This window comes from Bradyrhizobium sp. 147, from assembly GCF_023073935.1.
In the GTDB taxonomy this organism is placed as follows: domain Bacteria; phylum Pseudomonadota; class Alphaproteobacteria; order Rhizobiales; family Xanthobacteraceae; genus Bradyrhizobium.
Map to the genome: position 1 here is coordinate 116,842 of NZ_JADPKL010000125.1, position 24,223 is coordinate 141,064.

At 65.5% G+C, this 24,223-nt stretch carries 25 protein-coding genes; 9 read left to right on the plus strand and 16 right to left on the minus strand.

Translation table 11 applies throughout. The features are described from left to right. Window positions 1-6 precede the first annotated feature (6 nt). From IVA87_RS30355 to ftsE, 3 genes are all read right to left on the minus strand, one after another. Window positions 7-711 carry a YdcF family protein gene (locus tag IVA87_RS30355; protein ID WP_247299076.1) on the minus strand — a complete coding sequence of 235 codons (705 nt, stop codon included), beginning with the start codon at window positions 709-711 and terminating at the stop codon, window positions 7-9. 272 nt (window positions 712-983) lie between these two features. Further along, window positions 984-1,952, minus strand: coding sequence for an ABC transporter permease (locus tag IVA87_RS30360; RefSeq protein ID WP_247299074.1), 969 nt, complete (start codon window positions 1,950-1,952; stop codon window positions 984-986). Next, complete coding sequence (ftsE, locus tag IVA87_RS30365) at window positions 1,945-2,604, minus strand: cell division ATP-binding protein FtsE (RefSeq protein WP_247299072.1); 660 nt, start codon at window positions 2,602-2,604, stop codon at window positions 1,945-1,947. The genes IVA87_RS30360 and ftsE overlap by 8 nt, the downstream gene beginning before the upstream one ends. Before the next feature lie 179 nt (window positions 2,605-2,783). On the opposite strand from ftsE, the gene IVA87_RS30370 reads away from it, so the two are divergent. Next, window positions 2,784-3,662 carry an MJ0042-type zinc finger domain-containing protein gene (locus IVA87_RS30370; protein ID WP_247299496.1) on the plus strand — a complete coding sequence of 293 codons (879 nt, stop codon included), beginning with the start codon at window positions 2,784-2,786 and terminating at the stop codon, window positions 3,660-3,662. Window positions 3,663-3,708: 46 nt separating this feature from the next. Further along, the gene (locus IVA87_RS30375) at window positions 3,709-4,083 is read left to right on the plus strand and encodes a response regulator (protein ID WP_247299070.1); all 375 of its coding nucleotides are present in this window, start codon (window positions 3,709-3,711) and stop codon (window positions 4,081-4,083) included. A gap of 156 nt (window positions 4,084-4,239) precedes the next feature. Here the strand turns inward: IVA87_RS30375 and IVA87_RS30380 are convergent, their stop codons facing one another. Both IVA87_RS30380 and IVA87_RS30385 read right to left on the minus strand, forming a co-directional pair. Continuing rightward, on the minus strand, window positions 4,240-5,391 hold the full coding sequence (locus IVA87_RS30380; protein ID WP_247299068.1) for a DUF4175 family protein: 1,152 nt from the start codon (window positions 5,389-5,391) through the stop codon (window positions 4,240-4,242). Continuing rightward, window positions 5,379-7,373 carry a TIGR02302 family protein gene (locus IVA87_RS30385; RefSeq protein WP_247299066.1) on the minus strand — a complete coding sequence of 665 codons (1,995 nt, stop codon included), beginning with the start codon at window positions 7,371-7,373 and terminating at the stop codon, window positions 5,379-5,381. Before IVA87_RS30385 ends, IVA87_RS30380 begins: the two co-directional genes overlap by 13 nt. A 170-nt stretch (window positions 7,374-7,543) precedes the next feature. Between IVA87_RS30385 and IVA87_RS30390 the strand changes: the two genes are divergently transcribed. Next, window positions 7,544-7,927, plus strand: a complete 384-nt coding sequence (locus IVA87_RS30390) for a carboxymuconolactone decarboxylase family protein (protein WP_247299064.1) — start codon at window positions 7,544-7,546, stop codon at window positions 7,925-7,927. A 143-nt stretch (window positions 7,928-8,070) separates the two neighbouring features. Continuing rightward, window positions 8,071-8,976: an NAD(P)-dependent oxidoreductase gene (locus IVA87_RS30395; RefSeq protein ID WP_247299063.1), complete on the plus strand. Its 906-nt coding sequence runs from the start codon at window positions 8,071-8,073 to the stop codon at window positions 8,974-8,976. 158 nt (window positions 8,977-9,134) lie between these two features. On the opposite strand, the gene lysA is transcribed toward IVA87_RS30395, so the two are convergent. The 3 genes from lysA to argH form a co-directional block, all read right to left on the minus strand. After that, window positions 9,135-10,400 carry a diaminopimelate decarboxylase gene (gene lysA, locus IVA87_RS30400; RefSeq protein WP_247299059.1) on the minus strand — a complete coding sequence of 422 codons (1,266 nt, stop codon included), beginning with the start codon at window positions 10,398-10,400 and terminating at the stop codon, window positions 9,135-9,137. 23 nt (window positions 10,401-10,423) lie between these two features. Beyond that, window positions 10,424-10,717, minus strand: coding sequence for a lipoprotein (locus IVA87_RS30405; RefSeq protein WP_247299057.1), 294 nt, complete (start codon window positions 10,715-10,717; stop codon window positions 10,424-10,426). A gap of 94 nt (window positions 10,718-10,811) precedes the next feature. Beyond that, window positions 10,812-12,209, minus strand: coding sequence for an argininosuccinate lyase (gene argH / locus IVA87_RS30410; RefSeq protein WP_247299055.1), 1,398 nt, complete (start codon window positions 12,207-12,209; stop codon window positions 10,812-10,814). Between the two features lie 105 nt (window positions 12,210-12,314). Between argH and IVA87_RS30415 the strand changes: the two genes are divergently transcribed. Beyond that, window positions 12,315-12,980, plus strand: a complete 666-nt coding sequence (locus IVA87_RS30415) for a TlpA disulfide reductase family protein (protein ID WP_247299053.1) — start codon at window positions 12,315-12,317, stop codon at window positions 12,978-12,980. 6 nt (window positions 12,981-12,986) lie between these two features. Here the strand turns inward: IVA87_RS30415 and IVA87_RS30420 are convergent, their stop codons facing one another. The 6 genes from IVA87_RS30420 to IVA87_RS30445 all read right to left on the minus strand — a co-directional run bounded on the left by IVA87_RS30420 (window position 12,987) and on the right by IVA87_RS30445 (window position 16,961). Further along, complete coding sequence (locus IVA87_RS30420) at window positions 12,987-13,181, minus strand: hypothetical protein (RefSeq protein ID WP_247299052.1); 195 nt, start codon at window positions 13,179-13,181, stop codon at window positions 12,987-12,989. A gap of 116 nt (window positions 13,182-13,297) precedes the next feature. Then, entirely contained in the window at window positions 13,298-14,179 is an 882-nt protein-coding gene (locus IVA87_RS30425) for a 3-hydroxybutyryl-CoA dehydrogenase (protein ID WP_247279737.1), read from the minus strand. Window positions 14,180-14,374: 195 nt separating this feature from the next. Further along, a complete protein-coding gene (locus IVA87_RS30430) occupies window positions 14,375-15,319 on the minus strand; it encodes an FAD-binding protein (RefSeq protein ID WP_247299050.1) in 945 nt (314 codons plus the stop codon). After that, window positions 15,319-16,068: an electron transfer flavoprotein subunit beta/FixA family protein gene (locus IVA87_RS30435; protein ID WP_247299048.1), complete on the minus strand. Its 750-nt coding sequence runs from the start codon at window positions 16,066-16,068 to the stop codon at window positions 15,319-15,321. Before IVA87_RS30435 ends, IVA87_RS30430 begins: the two co-directional genes overlap by 1 nt. Window positions 16,069-16,192: 124 nt before the next feature. Continuing rightward, window positions 16,193-16,765: a cob(I)yrinic acid a,c-diamide adenosyltransferase gene (locus IVA87_RS30440; RefSeq protein WP_247299046.1), complete on the minus strand. Its 573-nt coding sequence runs from the start codon at window positions 16,763-16,765 to the stop codon at window positions 16,193-16,195. Between the two features lies 1 nt (window position 16,766). Beyond that, window positions 16,767-16,961 (minus strand): twin transmembrane helix small protein, encoded by a 195-nt coding sequence (locus IVA87_RS30445; RefSeq protein ID WP_024337274.1) that lies wholly within the window; start codon window positions 16,959-16,961, stop codon window positions 16,767-16,769. A 298-nt stretch (window positions 16,962-17,259) separates the two neighbouring features. On the opposite strand from IVA87_RS30445, the gene IVA87_RS30450 reads away from it, so the two are divergent. Next, a complete protein-coding gene (locus tag IVA87_RS30450) occupies window positions 17,260-18,153 on the plus strand; it encodes a YihY/virulence factor BrkB family protein (RefSeq protein WP_247279706.1) in 894 nt (297 codons plus the stop codon). Here IVA87_RS30450 and IVA87_RS30455 read toward each other — a convergent pair. Both IVA87_RS30455 and gluQRS read right to left on the minus strand, forming a co-directional pair. After that, window positions 18,080-19,372, minus strand: a complete 1,293-nt coding sequence (locus tag IVA87_RS30455) for an ATP-binding protein (RefSeq protein WP_247336584.1) — start codon at window positions 19,370-19,372, stop codon at window positions 18,080-18,082. The genes IVA87_RS30450 and IVA87_RS30455 overlap by 74 nt on opposite strands. Window positions 19,373-19,463: 91 nt before the next feature. Then, a complete protein-coding gene (gluQRS, locus tag IVA87_RS30460; RefSeq protein ID WP_247299042.1) occupies window positions 19,464-20,333 on the minus strand; it encodes a tRNA glutamyl-Q(34) synthetase GluQRS in 870 nt (289 codons plus the stop codon). 180 nt (window positions 20,334-20,513) lie between these two features. Here gluQRS and IVA87_RS30465 point away from each other — a divergent pair, with 180 nt between their 5' ends. The 3 genes from IVA87_RS30465 (at window position 20,514) to IVA87_RS30475 (ending at window position 24,223) form a co-directional block, all read left to right on the plus strand. Continuing rightward, window positions 20,514-21,161, plus strand: a complete 648-nt coding sequence (locus IVA87_RS30465) for a DNA-3-methyladenine glycosylase 2 family protein (RefSeq protein WP_247336588.1) — start codon at window positions 20,514-20,516, stop codon at window positions 21,159-21,161. 183 nt (window positions 21,162-21,344) lie between these two features. Beyond that, window positions 21,345-23,105: an NAD(P)/FAD-dependent oxidoreductase gene (locus IVA87_RS30470; protein WP_247299038.1), complete on the plus strand. Its 1,761-nt coding sequence runs from the start codon at window positions 21,345-21,347 to the stop codon at window positions 23,103-23,105. Between the two features lie 140 nt (window positions 23,106-23,245). After that, the gene (locus tag IVA87_RS30475; protein WP_247299037.1) at window positions 23,246-24,223 is read left to right on the plus strand and encodes a peptidyl-alpha-hydroxyglycine alpha-amidating lyase family protein; all 978 of its coding nucleotides are present in this window, start codon (window positions 23,246-23,248) and stop codon (window positions 24,221-24,223) included.

Sequence of the window (24,223 nt, forward strand, 5' to 3'; positions counted from 1 at the left end):
TGCCGGTCAATTGGCCTGTGCTGTGGCGGGCCGCTTCGGCTGCACGCCCACAGGCTGCTCCGACACTTCGGGCGAAAGGTCAATCCCGAAATTCTCCAGCCGCACCCTGAGCTCGGCCGCGACGTACTTGGCGTATTCCGACAGCAGCAGCCGCAACGTCGGCGCCGAAGTCCACCACGGCTCCTCGCGCCATTTGTCCCCGACCACCGCGAACGGGATCAATGTGGTCTGCGGCATCGCATGGGAGAATTCCACCAGCGCGCGGGGCATGTGATAGTTCGAGGTGACCACGATCAGCGATTTGAACTGGCGCCCCTCGGCCCAGCGCCGCGCCTCCGCCGCATTGCCGCGGGTCGAGAGCGCGGTGCGGTCGAGGTCGACGCAACAGGACATGAAGGAGTGGTTCTCCGGCAGGGTGCGGGAGATGTCGCTCGCCGTCGAAGTCGGATGCACGCCCGAGATCAGGAGCCTCCTGCCGTAGCCGGCAGCGAGCAGCTCCATCGCGTCCGACACCCGGGAGGAGCCGCCGGTCAGCACCACGATGCCGTCCGCCTTGCGATCCGGCACCATCTCGGCGCCGCGCAATTGCGACAGGAACGCAACGAAGCCTGCTGCCGCGCCGATGAAGGCAAGCGCGATCGTCGACACGATTGCCGCGCGCAGCCAGCCGCGCGGCAGTTTTGGCGATCGATCGTCGGTCGGCGAGGTCATGCGATGTCGGTGATCCCTTCCCAGAGGTGATTTTAAGACGTTTTGAGGCGAAGTGGAGTCTGGTTTCTTTACCCTCTCCCCTTGTGGAAGAGGGTGGCTCGCCGCGAAGCGGCGAGACGGGTGAGGGGTCTGTCTCCGCACATTCGGCCTCGACGTTCGTGCGCGCGGACAGATACCCCTCATCCGGCGCTTCGCGCCACCTTCTCCCACAAGGGGAGAAGGGAAGCAGCGAGTCAGTCGCGAGTATGTCGTCCAACTCTATCACCCAACACTCAATCGATATCATTCAGCGTCGCGAACAGCGTCTGGCGGGAGGCGACCGCGGTGATGGCGCCGATCAGCACCGCCTGGACCGCGAGCACGATGTAGCCGGATGGCCGCAGCGAGAAGGTGCCGAGCAGCGCGGCGAACTGATCGCCGACAGGGGTGCCGGAGAACCAGCCCGCGATCGACTCGGAGAAGCCGAACACCAGCATGGCGGCGCCGCCCCCGATCACGCCGCCCTCCAGGCCCAGCCTGAGGAAGTGGCGCAGGAAGCGGTTGGCGATGTAACGGTCGCCGGCGCCGACGAAATGCAGGACCTCGACGATCGGGCGGTTCGCCGCCATGGCGCCGCGGGTCGCGAACGAGACCGAGATGATGGTGGCGATGATGACGAGGGCGAGAATGCCGATGCCGGCGAGCACGGTGGCGTTGGTCATCGAGCGCATGCGCTCGATCCAGGCGCGGTGATCGTCGACACTCGCGCTCGGCGCCACCTGGGTGACCCGCGCGCGCAGGACGCCGAGATCGAGCGGCGTGCCCGGTTGCACGCGCGCGATGATCATGCGCGGCACCGGCAGATCGTCCATCGACAGGCCGCTGCCCAGCCAAGGCTCGAGCAGCTTGCCGCTTTCGTCCTTGCTGAACGGCTTGACCTCGACGATGCCGGCTTGCGCGCGCATCGCCTCCGTTACCGCCGCGGTGTCGCGTTCGAGATCGCGGCCAGCCTGCGGACGGACCTGGATGGTGATTTCGCTCGCGACCTCCGACTGCCATTCGGCGGCGGAAGCGCTGACCAGCAGCACCGTGCCGGTCGTCATCGAGGCGAGGAAGGTCATGATGGCGACGACGGCGACCAGCGCGCGGCCGTGGATCGAGGCACGCGGCACGATCGGCGACATGTTGCGCGCCTGGGCCGGAAGCTGCGGACGCTCCTGCCCGAGGTCAACCAGCACGCCGCGCTCGTCGGTCCTACTCATAGACGTGCAACCGTCCCTGATGCAGCACCAGGCGCCGCGCCTCGTACTGGTCCATCAGGCCGATGTCATGGGTTGCGATGATGACGGCCGTGCCTGATTTGTTGAGCTCGATGAACAGCCGCAGCAGGCGGCGGCCGAGCGTCGGGTCGACGCTGCCGGTCGGCTCGTCCGCGAGCAGCAGCTGCGGGCGCGAGATCACGGCGCGCGCGATCGCCGCGCGCTGCTTTTCGCCGCCGGACAGGATCGGCGGCAGCGCATCCATGCGGTCGCCGAGGCCGACCCAGCGCAGAAGATCGATGACCTCCTTGCGATAGCTCGACTCACTACGCCCCATGACGCGGAATGGCAGCGCGACGTTCTCATAGGTCGTCATGTGGTCGAGCAGGCGGAAATCCTGGAGCACGATGCCGATGCGCTTGCGCAGGTCGGCGATCTCGTCCTTGCCGAGCCGCGAGATATCCTCGCCGAATAGATTGACGAGGCCCCGTGTCGGCCGATGCGACAGGAACAACAGGCGCAACAGTGAGGTCTTGCCGGCGCCGGACGGTCCGGTGAGGAACTGGAAGGAATGCGCCGGGATCTGGAAGTTGAGGTCGCGCAGAACCTCCGGCCCCAGACCGTAACGCAATCCGACATTTTCGAACCGAACCAAGCTCAGCTCCGTTCGAGAGGGGGCGCGGGCCACACGGCTGCACCCTGCCATACGCGACTGACGGGTTTTGCGACCGTTATGGTTTCCGGTTCGTTAACGCTCGCCCGGTAGCATAAGGACAACCCGGTTCTTCGCGACCGTGACATCGTCAAGACCAGTCCATGCATCAAGGCTCGTCCATGCATATCGTCTGCCCTCATTGTACGACATCCTACGCCATCAAGCCTGCGAGCCTGGGTGCGAACGGCCGGACGGTGCGCTGCTCCCGTTGCAAGGAGACCTGGGTCGCCCATGCCGAGGATGCGATCGAGGAGGCGTCCGTCCCGGCCATGGCCGCGGCAAGCCAGGCCGAGGACCAGTCCGACCTCGCCGCGCAGTGGAACTCATACGCCAAGGACGATAGCACTGCCGACACTCCGGTTGTCGAAAGCCCCTCGATCGCCAGCGACTGGCCGACCGAGGACATCAAGGAGATCGAGGATGAGTGGTCGGCGGCGGCCCGGGCCGCCGAGGAGGACGTCGCCGGCGCGCAGCACCAGTCCTGGTTCCGCGGCCTATTCCGTCGCCGCGGCGCGCGGGTCAGTCGCCCGGCCGCCCCGGCGGCGTCGCCAAAATCCAATTTCGGCCTGCCGACGGCCTGCGCCGCCATGGGCGCGCTGGTGCTGGCATTGGTGATCTGGCGCGGTGACATGGTGCGGCTGCTGCCGCAGACGGCGGCGTTCTACAAGTTGGTGGGGCTCGAGGTTAATGTGAGAGGGCTGGCCTTCAAGGACGTCAAGCTATCCAGCGAGACCGTGGACGGTAAGCAGGTGCTGGTGATCGAGGGCGTGATCGTCGGAGAGGGCAAGAAGCCGCTCGACATCCCGCGCCTGCGCTTCGCCGTGCGCGACGCGCAAGGAGCGGAGATCTACGCCTGGAACACGGTGCTGGAGCAGACCGTGCTGCGGCCCGGCGAGCGCGCCTTCTTCCGCTCGCGCCTGGCCTCGCCGCCGCCGGACGGCCGCAATATCGACGTTCGCTTCTTCAACCGGCGCGACATTGCCGGTGGCAGCGTATAATCAGCCTCACAAGATCCGCGCGGGAGTTGGTCCCGAGGTTTGTCTGATGCCGAAAATCCTGATCGCCGATGACGAAGATTCGATGCGCACGCTGGTGGCGCGCGCCATCGCCATGGACGGCCACGAGACCGTCACCGCGCAAGACGGCGCCGAGGCGCTGGAGATCCTGAACCGAGAGGGCGGGGCGTTCGACCTGCTGCTCACCGACATCCAGATGCCCGTTATGGACGGAATCGCGCTCGCCCTCTCCGCCGCGCGCGATTTCCCCAACCTGACCATTCTCTTGATGACCGGCTTTGCCGATCAGCGCGAGCGCGCCTCGAACCTCAATGCGCTGGTGCATGATGTCGTGACAAAACCCTTCTCGGTCGCCGACATCCGCACCGCCGTGGCGGATGCGCTGGCAGCGAGGAAGGGGTAGCGGGCGGCATTAGCCACGCAAAGCGCTGTCATGCTCCGCGAAGGCGGGCATCCAGTACGCTGCAGCCTATCGTTCGGACCACAATTGTGTCGGAATACTGGATCGCCCGCCCCAGTGCGCAAGCGCACAAGGGGGGCGATGACACCAAGTGTGAGGTCAAAAATCCTTGAGCAGGCGCTCGATATAGTCGAGCTCGATCTGCGGGCGCGAGGTATCGCCTAAGCGGCGGCGGAGCTCTTCGAGGATGCGGCGGACACGCTGGGCGTCGATCTCGCCGGGGATCTTGACGGTGTAGTCGTCGCTGAGATCGCGGCCGTGAAGCGGACGGCCCAGCGGATCGGTCTGATTGGCGCCGCTCTGCTGACGGCCGGCCCGATTGCCGGGACCATCGCCCTGCCCGTCACCGTCCCCCTGCTGCATGGCCTCGGCCATCTTCTGCGCGCCCTTGCGCAAGGCATCGAGGGCCTTGCCCTGCGAATCCACGGCGCCGTCGGCGTTGCCCTCGCCGAGCTTCGATCCGGCATCGCCCATGGCCCCGTCGGCGTCATCCAGACTGCCGTCGTCATCGCCTTGGTCGCCGTCCTGATCGCCATTCTGGCCGGGCTGGCCCTGGTCGCTTTGCTGACCCTTCTGCCCTTTCTGACTCTGACCTTTTTGTCCCTTCTGCGCGAGGCCGCGCTTGGCGAGTTCGTCCTGCAGCTTCTTCAGACGGTCGCGCAGCGCCTGCTGGTCCTGCTGGAGGTCCGACATCGACTGGTCGCCCTGCTGCTTGCCGCGCGAACGGTCGCGCCGGGAGTCCTGGCCCTGCTTGAACGTCTTGTCGCGCAATTGCTGCTGCTTGCGGATCATGTCGCTGAGCTCGTTGAGCGCCTGCTCCATGTCGCTGTCGCCGGATTGCCCGGGCTGCGCCATCTGGAGATTTTCCATGATCTGCGCGAGCTGCTCGAGCATGCGCTGGGCCGCCTCGCGGTTGCCTTCGCGCGCCGCCTTCTCGATCTGCCGCAAGAGGTCGTCCAGATCGCGCTGCGTGATGACATTGCGATCGCGGCTGGAGGATTGGCTGCGTTCCGTCGCCCGCTTGTACTCCTCCAGCTTCTGGATGGCGTCAGACTGATTGCTCAGGCTCTTGCCGGATTCCTTCTGCCTGAGGCTGTCGCCGGACTCCTGCATCGCCTTTTCGGCGCTGTCGAGCAGCGCGTCAGGATCCTGATCCAGCTGGGCAGCGACCGGCGAGACGCCGCCGAGCAGCAGGGCGACACAGGCGATCGACATCGCCTTCAAGACTGGCACGCGTGCTAGCTTCCGCATTTCCGGTCCCGCGTAAACTGGTTGGTCTTGTCGTCCCCCGTCTTGTTGGCACCGCTGCTTGCCGACTTCCGATAGGCCTGAAGCTGCTCGCGCAATGTGTCCTGCTGCTGCGCCAGCTCTGCGAGCTGCTCGGGCGTCGCATGCTGGGTCTTCTGTCGCAGCTCGATCGCCTTGTCGAGGATGAGCTGGACCTCCGCGGGGAACGGCTGCCGCGCTCCGAGCGGATTTTGCTCGGCGCGCCGCGCGAGGTCGCGCACCTTGCCGGCCATGGCCTCGCGGAGCTTTTGCGTCAGCACCCTGATCTCGTCCTCGCTGGCGCCGCGCTCCAGCGCCGCCTTGAGCGCGTCCTGCGCCGAACGCAGCGCCGCGTTGACGCTGCCGGCGACGCCGTCGTCCTCGATGGTGACCGCGAACGCCCACATGCTCGCCACCACCTCGCGCAGCGCGTCGTCGGTGCGGGCCGCCTCCAGCTGGGACGCCAGGCTGCGCAGGCCGAGATAGCAGCCGGCATCCGGCGTGAACAATTCGGGCGCGATCATCAGCGCGTCGAGCGCGGTGTAGACGTCGGAATTCCTGTTGGCGTCGAGCGCGAGGATGCGGCGCTGCTCGATCAGCGCGCGCGCGAGCGAGTTCGTGAACAGCCGTTCGGGCAGGCGCATGTTGAAGGGCTCGCTTCGCGCCTCGTTGCCGGCCTCGTCCTTGGCGGTGAGCGTCAGCGTGACCTCCGCGCCGGCATAGGGATCCTCGCTGAGGTCCTTCACCGTCTGGCCGACGCCGTTACGGGTGCGCGCGTTCGGCAGCACCAGCGGGAATTGCGGCGGCTGGAACAGCGGCCGCGCCGCGCCTTTGCCGTCGGCGTCCTTGCTGTTGTCCTTGTTATCCTTGGCGGTATCCTTGGCGCCATTCTTGCCGGCATCCTTGGCAGCATCCTTGGCGTCGGCGGGGCGCAGCGCAATGTGCGCGTCGGCACCGGTGACGCCGTAATCGTCCTCGATCTTGTAGGAGAGCTGGAGCGCGCCGCGCGCCTGCCGCTCGGGGTCCTTGGCGAGCGCGATCGTCGGCGGGCGGTCCGGCGTCGCCGTGAAGGTCCATTGCGGCTGGCCGGAGGGCGCGCGGACATGCGCGGTGCCGTCGGCGGCGATGGCAAAGTGCTTTTCGTTGGTGCCCTTGGGCGCGGCTTCCACCGGGGCGACCTCCTTGAGGCCGCCGGAGACCGCGACATCCAGACTGCCGCCGGAGGAGCGCACGATCAGGGTCGAGCCGGCCGGGACGGCAAGGGGGCTGCTGGCCGGCAATGCCGCGGCTTCCTTGTTGGCGGCCGACAGGATGACCGGCGGCTTGCCGGTGTAAAGCGGGGGCGTCACCCAAGCGTCGACGCGAACATTGGTCGGGGCCAGCACGCCATTCCAGTCAAAGGCGGCCCGGAGCCGCATCGCGCGCTCGTCGCCGGCGGCGAAGAAGGTCGCAACCAGCATTACCATGACCAGCGCACGCAGCGCCCAGGGATCGTGAAACGCGAGCCGCGGATGCGGCAGACCGGCGCGGATGCGCTTGAGCGAGGCCAGCGTGCGCTCGCGTTGCGCCTGCCACAGCGCCTTGGCGACCGGGTCTTGCGAGGTCAGCGTGTCCGTGAGTGTGGTGGCCGGGCGGTGGCGGATGCCGGAGCCACGGTCGAGCCGGCTCAGCGCCTCCTCACGGCTCGGCCAGCGAAAGCGTATCAACGGGAACAGGGTAGCAATCGCGACGCCGGCGAAGATGACAAGACCGATCGCGCGGGCGACAAACGGCAAGGACAGCCAGAGGCCAGCCCAGGACACCACCAGGAAAAGGCCGGCGACAGTCAGGAGCCGCGCCAGATTCGGCCAGGCACGCTCCCACGCGATGGCATAGGTCGCCCGATCGAGGGCCTGCGCCAGCTTCAGCCGCGACAGAGCGTCGCCCTCGCGGATCGGGTCTGACGGGTCGGGGGTGACGCCGTTCAATCAGCTCTCCAGGTTGCCCGGTAGAGAGAAGCCTACCACAACGGCAGCACTGAGGCATCCATTCCGGCACGGGAGAGCCCCCTTTTCCCGCATAACACGAGGACGTGACTGGCCCGGCGCAACCCCGTAATTTCCGCGACGCCATTCCGAGGAAAAACGAAGGAAACGCCATGGACAAGAAGATGCACGACAAGGGCCTGGAAGTCCGCAAAGCGGTGCTGGGCGAGGCCTATGTCAACAACGCCCTGAAGAACGTCGACGATTTCAACCGTCCGTTCCAGGAGATGCTCAACGAATATTGCTGGGGCGCGGTGTGGGGCCGCGAGGAACTGCCGCGCAAGACCCGCAGCATGCTCAACATCGCGATGATCGCGATCCTCAACCGCCAGCACGAGTTCCGCGCGCATCTGAAGGGCGCACTGACCAACGGCGTCACCCGAGAGGAGATCCGCGAGATCCTGATGCAGGTCGCGATCTATGGCGGCATGCCGGCCGCCGTCGACAGTTTCCGCATCGCGCGCGAGGTGTTCGCAGAGATCGATGGGAAGGCGTGAGGGCAAGCCACCTCCGCCGTCATCCCGGTCAAGCGTCAGCGCAAATCTCGATCGGCGCGCGCTTGAGCCGCGCTTGTCGGGACGACTCCGAGGGTGGAGTGCGCATCTTTCATAACAACGAATAACAAACCCAAGGAAACAGCATGGACATCGGATTCATCGGGCTCGGAAACATGGGTTTCCCGATGGCGCGACGGCTGATTGAGGCCGGACACAAGCTCGTCGCGTTCGACACGCGCAAGGAGGTCGTCGACAGGCTGATGGCACGCGGCGCGACGGCTGCGACATCACCGAAGGATGTCGCCGACCAGGTCGAGACGGTGATGGCGAGCCTGCCGTCGCTGCAGGCCTCGCTCGAGGTCGCGACGGGCGCAAACGGCGTGATCGAGGGCAGGCGCGCGAAACGCTTCGTCGATCTGTCGACGGTCGGCTCGCAGATGGCTTCGAAGATTCACGGCCTGCTCGCCAAACGCAACATCGTGCAGGTCGACTGCCCCGTGTCCGGCGGGGTCGGCGGCGCCGAGAAAGGCACGCTGGCGGTGATGGTCTCAGGGCCGAAAGCCGAGTTCGAGCTGCTCAAGCCGGCGCTCGACGTGATCGGAAAGGTGTTCTTCATCGGCGAGAAGCCGGGCGCAGCGCAGACCATGAAGCTCGCCAACAATTTCCTGTCGGCCACGGCCATCGTGGCAACGTCGGAGGCCGTGGTGATGGGTGTCAAGGCCGGGCTCGATCCCGCCGTGATGATCGACGTCATCAATGCGGGCTCGGGCATGAACACGGCGAGCCGCGACAAGTTTCCGCGTTCGGTTCTGCCGCGCACCTTCGACTTCGGTTTCGCCACGGGATTGATGGTGAAGGACGTGCGGCTGGCGCTGGAGGAGATGAAGCAGCTCGGGCTATCGATGGAAGTCGCTGATGCCGTGGGACGGTTGTGGGAGACGGTGATCAGCGCGGAAGGCGCCGAGTCCGACTTCACCGCGGCAATCAAGCCGATCGAGAGGAAGGCGGGAGTTGTGGTTGAAGCGAAGGGCGGTTTGGCCGGGAAGTAGCGAAGTGCAGATCGAAGTGCAGATGCAGCACCCACTACCCGAGGGAAAGGTCTGCCGAAGATTCGTCGTTAGCAGCTTCGCGCGACACGCCCTCGGGGGTTATGGATCCTGGCTGTCGCACGACGACACTGAATTTGTGGCGCCCCGCCGTCGTGCTGTCACAGCCACGGCGCCGGCGTATCCATCGCGATCAGCTGTTCGACCTCGATGCGCGGGCGCACCACTGCGTATTGCTCGCCCTTCACCAGCACCTCCGGCACCAGCGGCCGCGTGTTGTAGGTGCCCGCCTGCACCGCGCCATAGGCGCCGGCGGTCATGATGGCGAGCAGATCGCCCGCCTTTGGCGTCGGCAGCGTGCGGTCGAGGGCGAGATAGTCGCCGGTCTCGCAGACCGGGCCGACGACGTCGGCCATGATGGTGGCCGCACCCTTGGCGGGCTGCGTCACCGGCAGGATGTCGTGATGCGCCTCGTACAGCGTCGGGCGGATCAAATCGTTCATGGCAGCGTCGATGATGACGAAATTCTTGCCGTCGCCATGCTTCACGTAGATGACCTTCGTGACCAGGATGCCGGCGTTGCCGACGATCATGCGCCCCGGCTCGAACATCAGCGTGCAGCCGAGATTGTGGCTGACGCGCTTGACCATGGCGGCGTAGGCGTCGGGTGCCGGCGGCGCCTCGCGATCCATGTAATAAGGAATGCCGAGGCCGCCGCCGAAATCGACATGCGAGATGTTGTGGCCGTCGGCGCGCAGCGTCTGCACGAACTCGGAGAGGATCCGGAACGCGGTCTCCATCTTGGAGAGGTCGGTGATCTGGCTGCCGATATGCACGTCGGTGCCGGTCACCTCGATGCCCGGGAGTCTTGCGGCGCGGGCATAGACCTCGCGGGCATGAGCGATCGGAATGCCGAACTTGTTCTCGGACCTACCGGTGGAGATTTTTGCGTGCGTGCCGGCATCGACGTCGGGATTGACGCGCACGGAGATGCGCGCGGTCTTGCCCATCTCGGTCGCAAGTCGCGACAAAAGCTCGAGCTCGGGCTCGGATTCGACGTTGAGACAGAGGATGTCGGCGGCAAGCGCCGCGCGCAATTCGGTTTCCGTCTTGCCGACACCGGAGAACAGGATCTTAGCTGGGGGGATGCCCGCGGCGAGCGCGCGCTTCAATTCACCGCCGGAGACGACGTCGGCGCCGGCGCCCAGCTTGGCCAGGGTGCGCAGCACCGACTGGTTGGAGTTCGCCTTCATGGCGTAGCAGACCAGCACCTTCTCGCCGGCGAAGGCTTCCGAGAAGACGCGATAGTGCCGCTCCAGCGTCGCCGTCGAATAGCAATAGAACGGCGTGCCGACGGTTGCGGCCAGCTCGGACAGGTTCACCGCCTCGGCGTGCAGCACGCCGTTGCGATAGTCGAAATGGTTCATGGCGCAGGCTCGGTTGTCCCGGCTTATTTCTTACCGGGAGGTTCGTCCAGAAGCGGATCGAGAATAAACGATTTCTTCCTGCCCTTGGCCGCCGCGGGCGCGGCGTCCACACCGTAGGTGGGATTGAACACGCTCGGCGTCCCCTGGGCTTCGATCTCGGTGTCGGTCGGCGCCGCACCGTTGGCCGTGGGCGCATTGGAGGCGGTCGGCGGCAGATCCAGCGGACCCTTGCGTCCGCAGCCGGCGAGCGCCAGCGCCGTCAGACTAAGGACAATGATGGCCCACCCCGAGCCGGCCGGGCGAAACTTTGACGTCACGACGAAATCCCCACTACGCGGCGCGCACCATACAGAGATTGGTGCGCTCTGGCGAGAGCCCGCATGACCATGAAAAACAAGCCAAATTTTGCCATTAGCCCGATTTTCGCTGCTTTTCCAGCCGCTTCGCCCAAGCCTTGGCCTGCGACGCCACGTTCTTCGGCGCGGTGCCGCCAAAGCTGGTGCGGCTCTTCACCGACGATTCGACCGAGAGCACGCCGAGCACGTCTTTGGTGATCTTGGGCTCGATCGCCTGCATCTCCTTCAGTGGCAGCTCGTGCAGCGCGACGCCGCCTTCGGCGGCCTTGGCCACGATTCGGCCGGTGACGTGGTGGGCCTCGCGGAACGGCATCTTCAGCGTCCGCACCAACCAGTCGGCGAGATCGGTCGCGGTGGCGTAACCCTCGCCCGCGACCGCCTTCATCCTCGCTTCGTCGGGCGCGAGGTCGCGGACCATGCCGGTCATGGCGCGGATCGCCAGCGACAACGCGGCAAAACCTTCCATCGCGCCCTGCTTGTCCTCCTGCATGTCCTTTTGATAGGCGAGCGGCAGGCCCTTCATCACGATCAGAAGACCGTTGAGCGCACCGATCACGCGGCCGGTCTTGGCGCGCACGAGCTCGGCGGCATCCGGGTTGCGCTTCTGCGGCATGATCGAGGAGCCAGTCGTGAATTTATCGCTGAGGCGGATGAGGCCAACCAGCGGCGAGGTCCAGATCACGATCTCCTCGGCAAAGCGCGACATGTGCACAGCGCAGATCGAGGCGGCCGCCAGCGTCTCCAGCACGAAGTCGCGATCGGACACCGCATCGAGCGAGTTCGCCATCGGCCGGTCGAAGAGGAGCGCCTTCGCCGTGGCGTGGCGGTCGATCGGGAATGAGGTGCCGGCGAGCGCGGCCGCGCCCAGCGGCGATTCATTGAGCCGCTTGCGCGCGTCCTGGAAGCGGCCGCGGTCGCGCGCGGCCATCTCGACATAGGCAAGCAGGTGGTGGCCGAAAGTGACGGGCTGCGCGGTCTGCAGATGCGTGAAGCCGGGCATCACGGTCGCGGCGTGCTCCAGCGCGCGCTCCACCAGCGCCTGCTGGAACGCGGCCAGCGCAGCATCGGTCTCGTCGATGACGTCGCGGACGAACAGGCGAAAATCGGTTGCGACCTGGTCGTTGCGCGAGCGCGCCGTGTGCAGCCTTCCGGCGGCGGGGCCGATCAGCTCGGACAGCCGGCTCTCGACGTTCATGTGAATGTCCTCGAGCGCGCGCTTGAACGCGAAGCCGCCCTTGCCGATCTCTGACAAAATCGTGTCTAGACCCTTGCCGATATTTTTCGCATCAGAGGCAGTGATGATGCCCTGGCTGGCGAGCATCGCGGCGTGGGCCTTGGACGCGGCAATGTCCTGGGCGAACAGGTGACGATCGACGTCGATAGAAACGTTGATCTCCTCCATGATCTCATCGGGACGTTCCGAGAACCGGCCGCCCCACATCTTGTTGCTCATGATCCCCTGCTCACGCCTTGCCTGTCGCTAGTCACGTTTGCTGGCCGCGGCCAGCCGTATTAAGAGGCCCCTGATAGCCACATCTGCGACCGGATGACAAACGATATGCTCGACAAAACGCCTTCGGCCACGCGCCGAATCCCACTCGTCATCGCCATTGTGGCGATCGGGGGCCTGGCCGGCTTCGCCGCGCTGTACGGGCTGGGTCTGAGCCGGGCGCCGTCGGGCGATCCGGTCTGCCGGTCCGCGGTGGCGACTGCGCAGAAAATCGCCCCGCTCGCCCATGGCGAGGTGGCGGCGCTGACCATGGCGAGCACCCCCTTCAAGCTGCCAGACCTCGTCTTCGAGGACGCCGACGGCAAGCCGAAGAAGCTGTCCGACTTCCGCGGCAAGACGCTGCTGGTGAACCTGTGGGCCACCTGGTGCGTGCCCTGCCGCAAGGAGATGCCGGCGCTGGACGAGCTCCAGGGCAAGCTGTCGGGCCCGAATTTCGAGGTGGTGGCGATCAACATCGACACCCGCGACCCCGAAAAGCCCAAGACCTTCCTGAGAGAGGCCAATCTGACCCGGCTCGGCTATTTCAGCGACCAGAAAGCCAAGGTTTTTCAGGATCTTAAAGCCGTGGGCCGGGCCTTGGGGATGCCGACATCGGTGCTGGTCGACCCGCAAGGCTGCGAGATCGCGACGATTGCGGGGCCGGCGGAATGGGCCAGCGAGGACGCGCTCAAGCTGATCCGGGCGGCGACGGGCAAGGCTGCCGCGTCGCTTTAGAGAATTTTAGGCCGTGACGTTGAGATTGCCGCCGATGCCGGGGCCTACATTGGCGAGCGAGGGCTGGCCGGCGCCCATCAGCGCCAGGACGGTGGATTTCTCCATGTCCATGTTCTGCTTGGTCAGCGTCGCTGCGATATTCGATTGCAGCGCGCCTTGCTGAGCGGCCAGCATGGTGCTGACCATCGCCATCATGTCCATTACGCGAACCCTCGTACCGGCCCTAACCTAGGCGTGAGGGGTTAACGAGAGGTGAGCGAGTTTCCGTGCCCCGGCTCGGCAGCGCTCCGCGCTGCGTCCGGGGGCACGAGAGTACCTTACCGCGTCGGTACCGGCTTGGCGCCGCGATAGTCGTAGAAGCCGCGCTGGGTCTTGCGGCCGAGCCAGCCGGCTTCGACGTATTTCACGAGCAGCGGGCACGGGCGGTACTTGGAATCTGCCAGCCCCTCATGCAGCACCTGCATGATGGAGAGGCAGGTGTCGAGGCCGATGAAATCGGCGAGCTCCAGCGGGCCCATGGGATGATGGGCCCCTAACTTCATCGCGGCATCGATCGCCTCGACGTTGCCGACGCCTTCGTACAGCGTGTAGATCGCCTCGTTGATCATCGGCAGCAGGATGCGGTTGACAATGAAGGCCGGGAAATCCTCGGAGACTGCGACCTGCTTGCCGAGCCTGGCGACGAATTCCTTGGATGCCTCGAAGGTCGCATCATCGGTAGCGATGCCGCGGATCAGCTCGACCAGCTCCATCAGCGGCACCGGATTCATGAAGTGAATGCCGATGAAGCGCTCCGGCCGGTCGGTGGCGGCGGCGAGCCGCGTGATCGAGATCGACGACGTGTCGGAGGCGACGATCGCCTCCGGCTTCAACACCGCGCACAGTTCGTGGAAAATCTTGCGCTTGACCTCTTCCTTCTCGACCGCGGTCTCGATCACGAGGTCGCAGTCGGCGAGGTCGTCCAGCTTCTCGGCAAGCTTGATGCGCGCGAGCGCCTTGGCCTTGTCGTCCTCGGTGACGGCCTTCTTGGAGACCTGTCGCGCCAGATTGCCGTTGATGGTGGCCATGCCCGACTTGAGGCGGTCGGCCGAGACGTCATTGAGCACCACGTCGAAGCCGGCCAGCGCCGCAACATGCGCGATACCGTTGCCCATCTGACCCGCGCCGATCACGCCGACCTTCTTGATCACTGCCGCCATCATGTCATCCACCGGAACGGCGCGCGACGAGCGCGCCCTGCCTATCCCCTCGAGCCGGGAGCTCCGATTTAATCAGAACCCTGGCTCGAAACCTAGATTGGATCGCTTCCAAGGCGTGCCCCACGCCAAAGAAAACGCCTCAGAAAAGCAACACCGGCCGGAGTTTATAGCTCCGGCCGGTGTTTTTAGCCCGTTTTACTTGCCGAGCTTGCCGAGTTCGGCCGTCAGCTCCGGAACCGCTTGGTAGAGGTCCGCCACCAGGCCGTAATCGGCGACCTGGAAGATCGGCGCGTCCTCGTCCTTGTTGATCGCCACGATCACCTTGGAGTCCTTCATGCCAGCCAGATGCTGGATCGCGCCGGAAATGCCCACCGCGACATAGAGCTCGGGAGCCACGACCTTGCCGGTTTGGCCGACCTGCCAGTCGTTCGGCGCATAGCCCGCGTCGACCGCCGCGCGCGAGGCACCGACGCCGGCGCCCAGCTTGTCGGCGAGCGGCTCGATGTACTTTGCGAAATTCTCGCGGCTCTGCATGGCGCGGCCACCGGACACGATGATCTTGGCCGAGGTCAGTTCCGGACGGTCGCTCTTGGCGACTTCCTCGCCGACGAACGTCGACAGGCCGGGATCGGCGGCCGCCGCGACGTTCTCGACGGGCGCACTGCCGCCCTCGCCTGCTGCGGCGAAGGTGGAGGTGCGCACCGTGATGACCTTCTTGGCGTCCTTCGACTTCACCGTCTGGATGGCGTTGCCGGCATAGATCGGGCGCTCGAAGGTATCGGGTGCGACCACCTTGATGATCTCCGAGACCTGCATGACGTCGAGCAGGGCTGCGACACGCGGCATCACGTTCTTGAAGCGCGAGGTCGCGGGCGCGACGATCGCGTCATAGCTGGACGCCAGCGACACGACCAGCGCGGCCAGCGGCTCGGCGAGATCGTGCGCGTAGAGCTCGCCATCGGCGAGCAGCACCTTCTTGACGCCGGCAAGCTTGGCGGCGGCATCCGCCGCGGCCTTGGCGTTCTGGCCGGCCACCAGCACCTCGACCTCCGCGCCGAGCGCGGCAGCCGCGGTGAGCGCCTTGTTGGTCGCATCCTTCAACGACGCATTGTCGTGTTCGGCAATCAGAAGCGTCGTCATCAGAGCACCCCGGCTTCGTTCTTGAGTTTCGACACCAGCTCGGCGACGTCCTTGACCTTGACGCCTGCCTTGCGGCCCGCCGGCTCGGTCGTCTTGAGAATCTCGAGGCGCGCAGCGACGTCGACGCCGTAATCGGCGACGGTCTTTTCCGCGATCGGCTTCTTCTTGGCCTTCATGATGTTGGGCAGCGAGGCATAGCGCGGCTCGTTGAGACGCAGATCGGTGGTGACGATCGCCGGTCCCTTCAGCTTCACGGTCTGGAGGCCGCCATCGACTTCGCGCGTGACCTTGAAGTCAGAACCTTCGACCTCGAGCTTGGAGGCGAAGGTCGCCTGCGACCAGCCGAGCAGCGCGGCCAGCATCTGGCCGGTCTGATTGGAGTCGTCGTCGATTGCCTGCTTGCCGAGGATGATCAGGCCCGGCTGCTCTTCTTCGGCAACCTTCTTCAAAATCTTGGCCACCGCGAGCGGCTCGACATTGCCATCGACCTTCACCAGGATGCCGCGGTCGGCGCCCATGGCGAGGCCGGTGCGGATCGTCTCCGACGCCTGTGCGGGCCCGATCGAGACCACCACGATCTCAGTCGCTTTGCCGCCTTCCTTCAGGCGCAGCGCTTCCTCGACCGCGATTTCATCGAACGGGTTCATGGACATTTTGACGTTGGCGAGTTCAACGCCCGATCCATCGCTTTTGACGCGGACCTTGACGTTGTAATCGACCACCCGCTTTACCGGCACTAAGACCTTCATCGATCCTCTTTCAGTCAATTTGGGAAGGGGTTATCAACTGGCGCGGAACCTAAAGGCCTGATCAGGCCCGGTCAACGCGCGAAGGGCCAAATTTTAGACCTTAGAAACGCCCGGCCCAAATGGGTCAGCGGTTCTGGCCGGGAACCCAGAGCACGTCGCCGGCACCGTCCCCGTTGGCGACTCGGCTGGCCACGAACAGGAAGTCCGACAAACGGTTCATATATTGGATGCCAGCCGCGCTCACCGGTTCGCTGGGCCGGGCCGCCAGCTCTACCACCACTCGTTCCGCCCTGCGGCATATCGTGCGGGCGACATGGAGATGAGCCGCGGCCGGCGTGCCGCCCGGCAACACGAAGGAAGTCAGCGGCGCGAGCTTGTCGTTGAGTGCGTCGATGTCGCGCTCGAGCCGCTCGACCTGGCTCGCCACCACCCGCAGCCGCTCCGCTTTGCCTTCACGCTCGGGCACCGCAAGGTCGGCGCCGAGATCGAACAAATCGTTCTGGATGCGGCCAAGCATCGCGTCGAGCTCGGGCATATCAGAGGTGTGGAGCCGCACCACGCCGATCGCGGCATTGGTCTCGTCCACGGTGCCATAGGCCTCGATGCGCAGATCGTATTTCGGACGACGCTCGCCGGATCCGAGCGCGGTGGTGCCGTCGTCGCCTGTCTTCGTGTAGATTCGATTCAATACAACCATGTCAGCGCCCCATCGCCCAGACCGCGGCCATTGCGATGATGATCGCCACGAACTGAAGCAGCACGCGCCAGCGCATCAGCTTCTGCGAGGTGTTGGGCGAGCCGCCGCGCATCATGTTGATGAGCCCGAGCAGCAGCACCAGGGCCACGGCGCCGGCTGCCGCCGGCAGGATGAAAGTACTCAGGAGAGATGCCATTTGAGGGTAGATAGCACCGTGTGCGCCGCTCCGCCATGGTGCCACGCCAGCCTCCGGCGCCATTCCGGGGCGATGCGAAGCATCGAGCCCGGAATCCATCGGGCCATCTGTCCTGCGGCTAAATGGATTCCGGGCTCGCGCTGCGCGCGCCCCGGAATGACCAGCGCCGCGCTTCGCGAACTGGCTTTTGGGCCGATAATATCAGATGGTAGCGCGATGATTTCCGATTTGCGCCGATTGCCTGTTCTTCCGATCTCTCCCTGCGCGCAGGGGGAGAGAGCAGCGGTGTAGGTGCTACGTGAAAGCGATCCGCTACATCTACGTCGTCGTGATGGACGCCTTCTACACGTTCCTCGCCGACGACGGCTGGGCGATCGCGAGCCACATCGCATTGTCGACGCTGATGGCGCTGTTCCCGTTCCTGATCGTGCTGACCTCGCTCGCCGGCTTCTTCGGCTCCAAGGAACTCGCCGACCAGGCCGCCAGCCTGATGCTCCAGGTCTGGCCAAAGCAGGTCGCCGACTCGATCTCCGGCGAGGTCCACGACGTGCTGACCACGACCCGCACCGGTATTCTGACGATCGGCGCGGCGCTGTCGGTCTATTTCGCCTCCAACGGCGTCGAGGCGCTCCGCGTCGCGCTCAACCGCGCCTATGCGGTGGTGGAGATGCGGCGCTGGTACTGGCTGCGGCTGGAATCGATTGCCTACACGTTGATTGCCGCCTTCACTGCACTCGCCATGGCGTTCCTGATCGTGCTCGGTCCGCTGATCATCGAAGCGGCACGACGCCACATTCCCTTGTTCGTCGAGTCAAACGAAAGCATTCTCACCTGGCTGCGCTACGGCATCTCCATCAGCGCGCTGGTGGTGGCGCTGCTCATCCTGCACGCCTGGCTGCCGGCGGGACGCCGCAGTTTTCTCCAGATCCTGCCCGGCATCGTCTTCACCATCGTGGCGTCGCTGATCTCGAGCATCGTGTTCGGCCAATATCTCGCGCGCTTCGCCAACAACTATGTGACGATGTATGCTGGGCTGGCCTCGGTGATCATCGCGCTGGTGTTTCTGTATTTCATCGCGGCGATCTTCGTGTACGGCGGCGAGCTCAACGCGGCGATCATCAAGTCGCGGCTGCCACACGGCGTGTCGCTTCAAGCAGCGCAGTCGCTAAGGCCCGCGGGGACACAGGCTTGACCAGGAAGGCGTCGGCACCGGCCTCGCGCGACGCCGCTTCGTCTTCGCCGCGACCTGACACCCCGATAATCGGAATCTGCGCCAGCGGCGGCGCCATGCTGCGTATCCGCCGGATGGCCTCGACGCCGTCGATTCCGGGCAGTACCATGTCCATCAACACCGCATCGAAGGTGCCCTGCGCGAGCCGGTCCACCGCGTCCTCGCCGCGGCCGATGAACTCGGCATGATGGCCGAGCTCGGTCAAAATGGTGTTGAGCACCACGCGGCCGAATGGATTGTCCTCGACGCTGAGCACGCGGAGGGCGGCCATCGCCTCGGGCTCACTACCGTCCTTCGCCTTGCGCGATTTACCCGCTTCCATCGCATCCAGCGACACCGTCAGCGTGAACGTGGCGCCGCCGCCGCGGCGCGCAGCGACCGTGATGTCGCCGCCCATCGCGCGCGCCAATTGCTTCACCGAGGATAGCCCCAGGCCGGCGCCGCCGAAGCGCGAGGCAATGGTCACATTGGCCTGGGTGAACGGGCGGAACAGCCGCTTGATCTCGGCCATGGTAAGGCCGATGCCGCTGTCAGACACGGCGAAGGCGATGCCGACTCTACCTTTACCCTTTGCTTTATCCTTTGCTTTGCCCTTGCGCTCGTCCTTGACGGGGCGCCAGGGCGCCACCGCAAGCGCCACGCCGCCCTGGTCGGTGAACTTCACGGCATTGTCGATCAGGTTCTCGAGCGCAGCGCGCAGGCGGACCGGATCGCCGACCACCAGCCCCGGCAACTTCTCGGAGATATCGACCTGGGCTCGAAGACCCTTGGCCGCGGCGCGGCCGGCCAGCGAATCGCCGGCGCTGCGGGCAAGCGTCCGCAGGTCGAACAGGTCCTGCCGGAGCGCGTGTCCACCCTTCCCGGCCCGCTTTCCTGTCCGGACCGCGTCCACAAACAGCGTGGCAAGGCTCGCCAGATGTTCGGCGCCGGCCTTGATGGTGTCGGCCCAGCGCCGCTCCCGCTCGCCGAGATCGGAGGTCGCGAGCAGGTCGCTGATTGCCAGTATACCGGTCAGGGGAGTGCGGACCTCATGGGCAAAGGCGGCGAGCGCGGCCTGGACCACGTCCGGCGCGACCGCCTTGGCGCTGCGCTTGCCCAACCGGCCGGCCGCCCCGGACCGCTTCCGAGGCGGTCGCTTGGACGTCCGCGTGGTGCGCACTGGGCGCGTTTTCGCCGCCATGATCCCCTTCGAACCCCGGGCTATCGGGGGGAAGCATGGCACGGCAGAACGCCCGGAGTCACGGCGGCGTTTGGCTAACCCCCAGAGAAACTTAACCTAATCCCACCGTTCGGCGGATATCGGCCGGCGTGGCGCCGGCTGCGCGCAAGTCCCGCAGGCCCGTCGAGCGGCTCGATTTCGACAGCTTCCGCCCCTCGCCGTCGCGGATCAGAGCATGGTGGCGATAAGCGGGTTCCGGCAGGCCAAGCAGAACCTGCAGCAGGCGGTGCACCGATGTGGCATGAAACAGGTCCTGGCCCCGCACGATCTCGCTGACGCCCTGGAGGGCGTCGTCGACCACGACGGACAGATGGTAGCTGGTTGGCGTCTCCTTGCGGGCGAGAATGACGTCGCCCCAGGCTTCCGGTCGCGCCGGGACGATGCCGCGCTCGCCATCCGGTCCCGCGCCGAGTTCGTTCCAGGTCAGACCGGCGACGCGCCGAGAGGCGGCCACCATGTCGAGCCGCAGCGCATAAGGCGCGCCGGACGTCATCAGTTGCTCGCGTTCGCCGGCCGACAGCAATTTGGCGTCGCCGGGATATAGCGGCGCGCCGTCGGGATCGTGCGGCCACGGCCCATCCACCTCGCGCGCGGCAACGAGCCTTGCGATCTCGGCGCGGCTTTCAAAGGCGGGATAGACGAGACCGAGCGCAGAGAGCTTTTCCAGCGCGGCGCGATAGTCGGCAAGATGCTCCGACTGCCGCCGCGCCGGTGTCTCCCAGGAGATCCCGAGCCAGGCGAGATCCTGGTAGATCGCCGACTCATAGTCCGGCTGGCAGCGCGTCGCGTCGATGTCCTCGATCCGCAGCAACAGCCGCCCCCCGGTCTCGCGTGCGCGCTCGAAGTTCAGCAGCGCGGAATAGGCGTGGCCGAGATGCAGGAAGCCGTTCGGGCTCGGGGCAAATCGGAAAACGGGCGGCATGAGTTCTCGGTGTATTCGTCATTGCCGGGCTTGACCCGGCAATCCATCTTCCAGGACTCTTGTGAGGAGATCGATGCGCCGGTCCCGCCGACGCCGAAGGCTTCGGCGGGCTTTACGGCATTGGGCCGGCGTAGCTGTAGCAGAAACGGCGAGCCCGCGCATGACGAGTTGAGCAAAGCAATGGCCATCCACCTCGAATCCCAGTCCGATCTCGAAGAGGCCGTCCATGCGCTCATCAAGCGCGATCCGCGCCTCAAGCCCGTGCTGGAAATTGCCGGCATGCCGGCCTTGCGGCGGCGCGAGCCGGGTTTTGCGGGGCTTGCCCATATCGTGTGCGGGCAGCAGCTGTCGACGGCGAGCGCGGCGGCGATTTGGGGACGGCTGGCCGCCGCCTTCGATCCGTTCGACCATGAGGCGGTCCGGCGCGCCCGCACCGACCGGCTGGGGCGGCTCGGCCTATCCGCCGCCAAGATCAAGACGCTGAAACACCTCGCGCGCGAGATCGGCGCGCAACGGCTGAACCTCGAGGTGCTCGCCGAGGAGGATGCCGACGCCGCGCATCACACGCTGATCTCGCTGCCCGGCATCGGCCCCTGGACTGCCGACGTCTATCTGCTGTTTTGCCTCGGCCATGGCGACGCCTGGCCGGCCGGCGACCTCGCTGTGCAGGAGGGGATCAAGATTGGGCTCGGCCTGAAGACGCGGCCGACGGAGAAGCAGATGGCGCCGCTCGCCGAACCCTGGCGTCCGCTGCGCGGCGCCGCGGCGCATCTGTGGTGGAGCTACTATCGCGCGGTGAAGAAGCGCGAGGGCGTGCTCTCGGCCTGACGGGCGTATTCCGCCCGAGCAGGGCCACATGCTTTCGCTGCTCGGGTAAACCGCTTTCGACGAAAGCTCATCCAGTATAGCGTCGAGCTCTATATCAGAGCATGATCTGTTCGGAAAACCGCTACACGCCTTTCCGGATCATGCTCGCGAGCAAACGCCGCGAAGACGGCCACGAGGTCGCGCATGCTGGACAGGACGAAGGATATTTCCGTCTCCGCACAGGCTTGGCTCGATGAATTCGAGCGCACATTGGGCCGGCCCGAGCCCGCTGCGCTGGACCGCCTCTTTCTCACCGACAGCTTTTGGCGCGATGTGCTGGCACTAAGCTGGAATCTGCAGACGCTCGCAGGCCACGATGCTATCGCACGGGAGTTGACCATCGTCGCACCGAAGGCGGCACCGACCGGTTTCAAGATCGCGCCAAACCGAGCGCCGCCGCGCTGGGTCACGCGCGCCGGCACCAACACCATCGAAGCGATCTTCGATTTCGAGACGGCGATCGGACGCGGCAGTGGCATCGTGCGGCTCGTTCCCGATACTGCCAATGGCGACCGCCTGCAGGCGTGGACGCTGCTCACCGCCCTCGACGAGCTCAAGGGGTTCGAGGAGCAGCTCGGCAGGTCGCGGCCCCGCGACCAGGCCTATTCGCGCGATTTCCGCGGGCCGAACTGGCTCGACCACCGCAACGCCTCGCGTCACTACGCCGATCGCGACCCGGCGGTGCTGGTCGTCGGCGGCGGCCAGGCCGGGCTCGCCATCGCGGCGCGGTTGAAGCAGTTGAATGTCGATACGTTGATCGTCGATCGCGAGATGAGGATCGGCGACAACTGGCGCAAGCGCTACCATGCGCTGACCCTGCACAACCAGGTGCAGGTCAATCACCTGCCCTACATGCCGTTCCCGCCGACCTGGCCGGTCTATATTCCAAAGGACAAGCTCGCCAATTGGTTCGAAGCTTACGTCGAGGCGATGGAGCTGAATTTCTGGACCGGCACCGAACTCGAGGGCGGCGTCTATGACGAGGCGAAGGGGCGCTGGTTGGTGACGCTGCGCCGCGCCGACGGCAGCAAGCGGACCATGCATCCGCGCCATGTGGTGATGTCGACCGGAGTCAGCGGCATCGCCAACATGCCCGACATTGCGGGCCTTGCCGATTTCAAGGGCACGCTGCTGCATTCCAGCCGCTATGAGGACGGCGAGAACTGGACGGGCAAGCGCGCCATCGTGATCGGCACCGGCAATAGCGGCCACGACATCGCGCAGGACCTTCACTCCAGCGGCGCGAAGGTGACGCTGGTGCAGCGCTCGCCGACGCTTGTCACCAATATCGAGCCGTCGGCGCAACTGGCTTACGCGACCTACAATGAGGGCACGCTCGAGGACAATGATCTGATCGCGGCCTCGATGCCGACACCGCTCGCGCGGAAGACCCATGTGATGCTGACGGAGCAGTCGAAGGAGTTGGACAAGGAGCTGCTGGACGGCCTGCGGCGCGTCGGCTTCAAGCTCGACTTCGGCGAGGCCGGTACCGGCTGGCAATTCAAATACCTCACCCGCGGCGGCGGCTATTATTTCAACGTCGGCTGCTCCAACCTGATCATCGAGGGCGCGATCAAGCTGAAGCAGTTTACCGACATCGAGAGCTTCGTCACCGAGGGTGCACGGATGAAGGACGGCTCGATCATTCCGGCTGATCTCATCGTCCTCTCCACCGGCTACAAGCCGCAGGAATATCTGGTGCGTAAATTGTTTGGGGACGCCATCGCCGACCGCGTCGGCCCGGTCTGGGGTTTTGGCGATGGCTTCGAGCTGCGCAACATGTACACACGCACGAAGCAGCCAGGTCTCTGGTTCATCGCAGGCAGCCTCGCGCAGTGCCGGATCAACTCGAAATATCTCGCGCTCCAGATCAAGGCGATCGAGGAGGGGATATTGCGGGCGTGAGGTGAGTGCCACATGATCCAGCCGTCATTCCGGGGCGCAACGAAGTCGCGAGCCCGAAATCCATTGCGTCGCATATTGGCGGATGGATGGATTCCGGGCTCGCGATAACGCGCGCCCCCGAATGACAGGAGGAGGAACCCATGCCAGCCATTCTTGGCAGCGGCGAGCACCGCTACCGCGTCGTCGAAAACTTCGCCAAGCTGCCGGACAGCTGGCAACTCACCGACGTCGCCTCGGTCGCGGTCGACAGCAAGGACCAGATCTACGTTTTCAACCGCGGCGCTCATCCCATGGTGGTACTCGATCGCGAAGGCAATTTCCTGCGCAGCTGGGGCGAAGGCCTGTTCTCGCGCGCGCATGGCCTGCATATCGACGCGGAGGACAATCTCTACTGCACCGATGACGGCGACCACACCGTGCGCAAATGCACCACTGAGGGCAAGGTACTGCTGACGATCGGCATTCCCGAGAAGCCAGCGCCGTTCATGAGCGGCAATCCCTTCCACCGCTGCACCCACACCGCGTTGTCGCCGAAGGGCGAGATCTACGTCTCCGATGGCTATGGCAATGCGCGCGTGCACAAGTTCACCCCCGACGGCAAGCTGATGAGGAGCTGGGGCGAGCCGGGGACCGATCCCGGTCAGTTCAACATCGTGCACAATATTGCCACTGACGCCCACGGCTGGGTTTACATCGCCGACCGCGAGAACCACCGCGTGCAGGTGTTCGATGGAGACGGCAAATACGAGGCGCAGTGGAACAACTTGCACCGCCCCTGCGCGCTGTGCTGCTGCGGTGGGGCTAAGAGCCCGACCTTCGTGGTCGGCGAGCTCGGCCCCGGCCTGGCCGTCAACCGCAAGGTGCCCAATCTCGGGCCGCGGCTATCGATCGTAGACGCGCAGGGCAGGCGCATCGCGCGGCTTGGCGGCGAGGAAGGGTCCGGCGTGGCCAGCGGAAAGTTTTTGGCGCCGCACGGCATCGCCCTGGATTCGAAGGGCGCCATCTATGTCGGTGAAGTCGGTGTTACCGACTGGAAGACGAGCTTTCCGGACGAGGAGATGCCGCCCGCGGTGCGCGCCACGCGATGTTTGCAGAAGCTCGAGCGGGTGCGGGAGTAG

Coding starts and splice junctions, on each gene's coding strand:
- IVA87_RS30355 (WP_247299076.1), bottom strand. CDS start 711: ATGACCTCGCCGACCGACGATCGATCGCCAAAACTGCCGCGCGGCTGG.
- IVA87_RS30360 (WP_247299074.1), bottom strand. CDS start 1,952: ATGAGTAGGACCGACGAGCGCGGCGTGCTGGTTGACCTCGGGCAGGAG.
- IVA87_RS30370 (WP_247299496.1), top strand. CDS start 2,784: ATGCATATCGTCTGCCCTCATTGTACGACATCCTACGCCATCAAGCCT.
- IVA87_RS30375 (WP_247299070.1), top strand. CDS start 3,709: ATGCCGAAAATCCTGATCGCCGATGACGAAGATTCGATGCGCACGCTG.
- IVA87_RS30380 (WP_247299068.1), bottom strand. CDS start 5,391: ATGCGGAAGCTAGCACGCGTGCCAGTCTTGAAGGCGATGTCGATCGCC.
- IVA87_RS30390 (WP_247299064.1), top strand. CDS start 7,544: ATGGACAAGAAGATGCACGACAAGGGCCTGGAAGTCCGCAAAGCGGTG.
- IVA87_RS30395 (WP_247299063.1), top strand. CDS start 8,071: ATGGACATCGGATTCATCGGGCTCGGAAACATGGGTTTCCCGATGGCG.
- lysA (WP_247299059.1), bottom strand. CDS start 10,400: ATGAACCATTTCGACTATCGCAACGGCGTGCTGCACGCCGAGGCGGTG.
- argH (WP_247299055.1), bottom strand. CDS start 12,209: ATGAGCAACAAGATGTGGGGCGGCCGGTTCTCGGAACGTCCCGATGAG.
- IVA87_RS30415 (WP_247299053.1), top strand. CDS start 12,315: ATGCTCGACAAAACGCCTTCGGCCACGCGCCGAATCCCACTCGTCATC.
- IVA87_RS30420 (WP_247299052.1), bottom strand. CDS start 13,181: ATGGACATGATGGCGATGGTCAGCACCATGCTGGCCGCTCAGCAAGGC.
- IVA87_RS30425 (WP_247279737.1), bottom strand. CDS start 14,179: ATGGCGGCAGTGATCAAGAAGGTCGGCGTGATCGGCGCGGGTCAGATG.
- IVA87_RS30430 (WP_247299050.1), bottom strand. CDS start 15,319: ATGACGACGCTTCTGATTGCCGAACACGACAATGCGTCGTTGAAGGAT.
- IVA87_RS30435 (WP_247299048.1), bottom strand. CDS start 16,068: ATGAAGGTCTTAGTGCCGGTAAAGCGGGTGGTCGATTACAACGTCAAG.
- IVA87_RS30440 (WP_247299046.1), bottom strand. CDS start 16,765: ATGGTTGTATTGAATCGAATCTACACGAAGACAGGCGACGACGGCACC.
- IVA87_RS30445 (WP_024337274.1), bottom strand. CDS start 16,961: ATGGCATCTCTCCTGAGTACTTTCATCCTGCCGGCGGCAGCCGGCGCC.
- IVA87_RS30455 (WP_247336584.1), bottom strand. CDS start 19,372: ATGGCGGCGAAAACGCGCCCAGTGCGCACCACGCGGACGTCCAAGCGA.
- gluQRS (WP_247299042.1), bottom strand. CDS start 20,333: ATGCCGCCCGTTTTCCGATTTGCCCCGAGCCCGAACGGCTTCCTGCAT.
- IVA87_RS30465 (WP_247336588.1), top strand. CDS start 20,514: ATGGCCATCCACCTCGAATCCCAGTCCGATCTCGAAGAGGCCGTCCAT.
- IVA87_RS30470 (WP_247299038.1), top strand. CDS start 21,345: ATGCTGGACAGGACGAAGGATATTTCCGTCTCCGCACAGGCTTGGCTC.
- IVA87_RS30475 (WP_247299037.1), top strand. CDS start 23,246: ATGCCAGCCATTCTTGGCAGCGGCGAGCACCGCTACCGCGTCGTCGAA.